This is a genomic window from Coleofasciculus sp. FACHB-712 (assembly GCF_014695635.1).
Taxonomy (GTDB): Bacteria; Cyanobacteriota; Cyanobacteriia; order Cyanobacteriales; family FACHB-T130; genus FACHB-T130.
Window position 1 is genome coordinate 1 of sequence record NZ_JACJOQ010000217.1, and the last position, 4,232, is coordinate 4,232.

At 48.8% G+C, this 4,232-nt stretch carries 4 protein-coding genes; 2 read left to right on the forward strand and 2 right to left on the reverse strand.

The features are described 5' to 3' along the window. Positions 1–262: 262 nt before the first annotated feature. The gene (gene gyrA, locus H6F50_RS06230; protein WP_190427540.1) at positions 263–2,794 is read right to left on the reverse strand and encodes a DNA topoisomerase (ATP-hydrolyzing) subunit A; all 2,532 of its coding nucleotides are present in this window, start codon (positions 2,792–2,794) and stop codon (positions 263–265) included. A 165-nt stretch (positions 2,795–2,959) separates the two neighbouring features. Between gyrA and H6F50_RS06235 the strand changes: the two genes are divergently transcribed. Next, a complete protein-coding gene (locus tag H6F50_RS06235; protein WP_190413592.1) occupies positions 2,960–3,355 on the forward strand; it encodes a response regulator in 396 nt (131 codons plus the stop codon). Positions 3,356–3,593: 238 nt separating this feature from the next. Here the strand turns inward: H6F50_RS06235 and H6F50_RS06240 are convergent, their stop codons facing one another. Beyond that, a complete protein-coding gene (locus H6F50_RS06240) occupies positions 3,594–3,764 on the reverse strand; it encodes a hypothetical protein (protein WP_190427543.1) in 171 nt (56 codons plus the stop codon). A 166-nt stretch (positions 3,765–3,930) separates the two neighbouring features. Between H6F50_RS06240 and H6F50_RS06245 the strand changes: the two genes are divergently transcribed. Then, positions 3,931–4,232, forward strand: a 302-nt coding sequence (locus tag H6F50_RS06245) for a response regulator (RefSeq protein ID WP_190427547.1), incomplete at its 3' end; no start/stop codon positions are given.

Sequence of the window (4,232 nt, forward strand, 5' to 3'; positions counted from 1 at the left end):
CTGGCGTCAGCAGAGGTTCAGGCGCGATCGCTGCGACGACTTCCCCTTGACGACCGGAAAAGCTTTTGTAAACGTTTTCTATAACAACTTGTGCCACGGCTATTAATACCCACTACTGAATCTATTTTCAATCACTTACTCGCAGCACAGAACTCTTAGGAAAATCGGAGAACCAAAGCAGTAGGGAATCTTGTGGCGGAAAAGAATTAATTACTCCGAGTTCGGGATTCATCACACTTCCCAATAAATCCCGAACGCCGAACTACGAACAAAGGACGACAGTAATAATTTTTTCGTCCGGGTTTAATTCGAGGATGCGATCGCCTGTTCCATCTTTCCCCCGCAACTGTACTGAATTTACTGGTATTCGCACGACTCGCTGGGCGCTTGTCAGAAGGACGATCTGAGACTTTGCTGGAGCCGCGACCATCGCTGCCAAAGCATCTGTTTTGCTGGTAAAATGCAGTGCCTGAGTGCCAAGGTCGCCAAGATTTGCCAGTCGGATTGTACTCATCGGCAGGCGTTTGGCATACCCCAACTGGGAAACGATTAAAATATTCTCATCATCCCCCAGCGTTAAGGCTCCTACCAGTTGCTCGGAACGCCGCAGCCGCATTGCCTGCACCCCCATCGTCGTGCGTCCCATCAAGGGTAGATGATCGTCGTTGACTTGAAGCCGCAGCAAACGTCCGCCCCCAGTCGCCAAAACGAGCTGTTCGCCGGTTTTAGCCAGATTGACGTACTTTAACCGATCGTCTTCTTTCAGTTTCATGAGCGTGATGCCGCGACTGGTAAGGTTAGCCAGTTCTACCAGAGGCAGGCGCTTGATTCTCCCCTGTTCGCTAAGCAAAATTAGATCGGCACTTTGCGGATTTTCAGGCAGAAAAAAGTTGGAGACAATCGTTTCTGCCGCAGTTTGAGCTGAGTTGGACAGCAAGCCGATTAGCGGCGTTCCCCGCGATTGCTTCCCGGTTGGCGGAATCTCACCCACCTTGACGGGGTAAGCTTTGCCGCCGCTGCTGAGTACGACTAACTCGGCTTGGGTGCTAGTCACCTGAGTTTTGACGATAAAATCATCTGGACGACTGCTGCTATCGCCTTTTCCAGACGCGGATTTATTTCCATTTTTAGGGATGCGCCGGACATATCCGCGCTGGGTAAACTCCAAAACTGCCTCTTCTTCTAAGTGTTCAGGAGTCAGGAGTGCGGCTTGAGTAGATTTGGCTTCTGACTTGTGACTTTTGTCTTTTGAGTCGGGTTTTTTCTCTGTTGGCTGAGTCTTTAATTCTTTCGCTTCAGTTAGGATCTTGCTACGGCGCGGATCGGTGAATTTGCGTTTGAGCGATCGCAAATCTTTTTTCAAGGCTTTCAGGAGTTCGCGGCGATCGCTTAGCAACAGTTGCAACAAATGAATTCTCTCTGACAACTCGTTAAACTCACCTTGTAAGTTTTGCCGTTCCAAGCCAGTGAGGCGTCGCAAGGGCATTGATAAAATAGCATCCGCCTGAACTTCACTGATATTCAAGCGTTCTTGTAGCCTTAACTTGGCGGTGCTACCATCGGCAGCATTCCGGAGAATTTCAATCACCGCATCCAACTCGGTTAAAGATGCCAGCAACCCTTCGACAACGTGAATGCGTCTTTCTGCCTCGCCCAATTCGTAGGTATACTGCCGAGTCAGCGTCTGTTCTCGGAACTTGAGAAACTCCTCCAACATCTGGCGCAATGTTAGCTGACGCGGTTGTCCATCTACCAACGCCAACAGAATCGCGCCAAAATTCGTACACAGCGCTGTTTGTCTATAGAGGTGATCGAGAACCTGGTGAGGATTGGTGTCGCGTTTCAGTTCAACCACCACGCGCATTCCTTCGCGATCGCTTTCATCCCGCAGATCCGCAATGCCTTCGATTCGACCCTGATTGACCAGTTCCGCTACCTTCTCAATCCAACCCGCCTTATTCACCTGAAAAGGCAATTCCGTCACCACAATTGCCGTCCGCTTGTGCCGTCCCCGAGTTGCCGCAATTTCCTCAATCTGGGCGACTCCCCGCACGGTGATGCTACCGCGACCCGTGCTGTAAGCTTCCCGAATTCCCTCTGTCCCGACAATTTCGCCCCCCGTCGGGAAATCTGGCCCCGGAACTAGCTTCCATAGCTTCCCGTCTGGGAGATCGGGTTGATCGATTAGGGCAATTAAACCATCCACGACCTCACCCAAGTTGTGCGGCGGCACATTCGTTGCCATGCCGACGGCAATTCCGGCGCACCCGTTGAGTAATAACACCGGCAGCTGAGCTGGCAGTACGGTTGGTTCTTGTTGGGAATTGTCAAAGTTGCCGATGAAGTCAACTGTGGCTTCGCCAATTTCACTCAGAAGCGCTTCATGACTAATTGCAGCCAGTCGCGTTTCCGTGTAACGCATCGCCGCAGGTGGGTCATTATCCACCGAGCCAAAGTTACCATGACCGCCGAGGAGGGGATAGCGGCTGGAAAATTCTTGCACCAGACGCACTAAGGCGTCATAAACCGCCTGGTCGCCATGTGGGTGATATTTGCCCAAAACATCCCCAACCACCCTCGCACACTTGCGGTAGGGGCGGTCTGGCGTCAGTCCGAGTTCGTGCATGGCATACAAAATCCGCCGATGCACCGGCTTTAAACCGTCGCGGACATCGGGTAATGCACGCCCGACGATCACACTCATGGCATATTCAAGGTAAGACCGTTGCATCTCCGCGTGTAAAGGCGTGGGGATGATCTGTCCGGTTGCCAAAAGGTTCAGTTGTTTCGCCATGAGTTTTATTCCCTAGTTCCTGAAAACGTAAAATTTTTTTGCATCTTGAGGTTGATGACCGATCGCGTCACAAATGGCAACGTGACAAAGAACCTTTCACAGTAGTATGGAACCGCAGCTATGACCACGACTCTTCCAAAGAGCGCCATTGAAAGGAAAAACTCGATGAAAACCGTTTTGATTGTAGAAGACGATCCGATTAATGCTCGGGTTTTTTCTAAGATTCTGAGCAAGCGGGGCGGTTTGGCAGTTAAGCATACCGAAAACGTGGAAGAGGTGATGCAAATTGCCCAATCCGGTGAGGCTGACATTATTTTGATGGATGTTTCCCTGGCCCATAGTGTTTACCAGGGTAAGTCGGTTGATGGCATAAAAATCACGCAGATGTTGAAGGCTGACCCGCAAACTGCTAGTTTGCCTATTATCCTGGTTACGGCTCATGCGATGGAGGGCGATCGCGAAAATTTCCTCAAACAGAGTGGTGCCGATGCCTATATTTCTAAACCAGTTGTCGATCATCAACTGTTTGTGGATCAAATTAAGGCATTGTTGCCACAATAATACTTTTATGTTCCAGGGGTAGGGCGGGCATTGACCGCCCTGAGTTGTAAAATTCAATGTCTTCCATTTGGAGTGTGAAGGCGCTCTGGTGGCTTTTTACCTTTCAGTCTTTGCCCTCTTCTGTTGCCACCAGTTTAGTACATTTGTATTATTTAAGGAATCCTGGTGGGTGGTTTCTTTACTTCGCGTGACTCGCATCCCCCGACAACTCTGGCAAAGTGACATGAGGGGCGTGGCATTAATCCCACAAGCTGGGATTTAAACGGTTGCGGACGTTGGGTAAGGCACGTCCGGCGACCGCGCTCATGGCATATTTAATGGCGTATTCAAAATATGATGGTTGCATCTTTGCGTGTAATCCTGTAGGGACAAACCGTCCGGTCGAAGGTCGGTTCAGTTTTTTTATCATAAGTTTTATTTCCTATTTATTAACAGCAATAAAAAATTTGCATCTTGCGATTGATGGCAAATTAAGCGATAAATTTTAAGGTGACAAAGGAATTTTCATAATCGTATTGAAACAAAAAACAATGACGACGACCCTAGAAAAAAACGCTGTTGAAGGGAAAAATTCGATGAAAACTGTTCTGATTGTAGAAGACGATCCGATTAATGTTCGGGTTTTTTCTAAAATCCTGACAAAGCGAGCCGGTTTGCGAGTGAAACATACTGAAAATGTAGAAGAAGTAATCCAAATTGCCCAAGCTAGGGAGGTTGACATTATTTTGATGGATGTTTCCTTAACGAACAGTTTTTACCAGGGTAAATCGGTTGATGGCATAAAAATTACCCAACTATTAAAAGCTGACCCGCAAACTGCCGCTCTACCGATTATTCTGGTGACAGCTAATGCGATGGAAGGCGATCGCGAAAATTT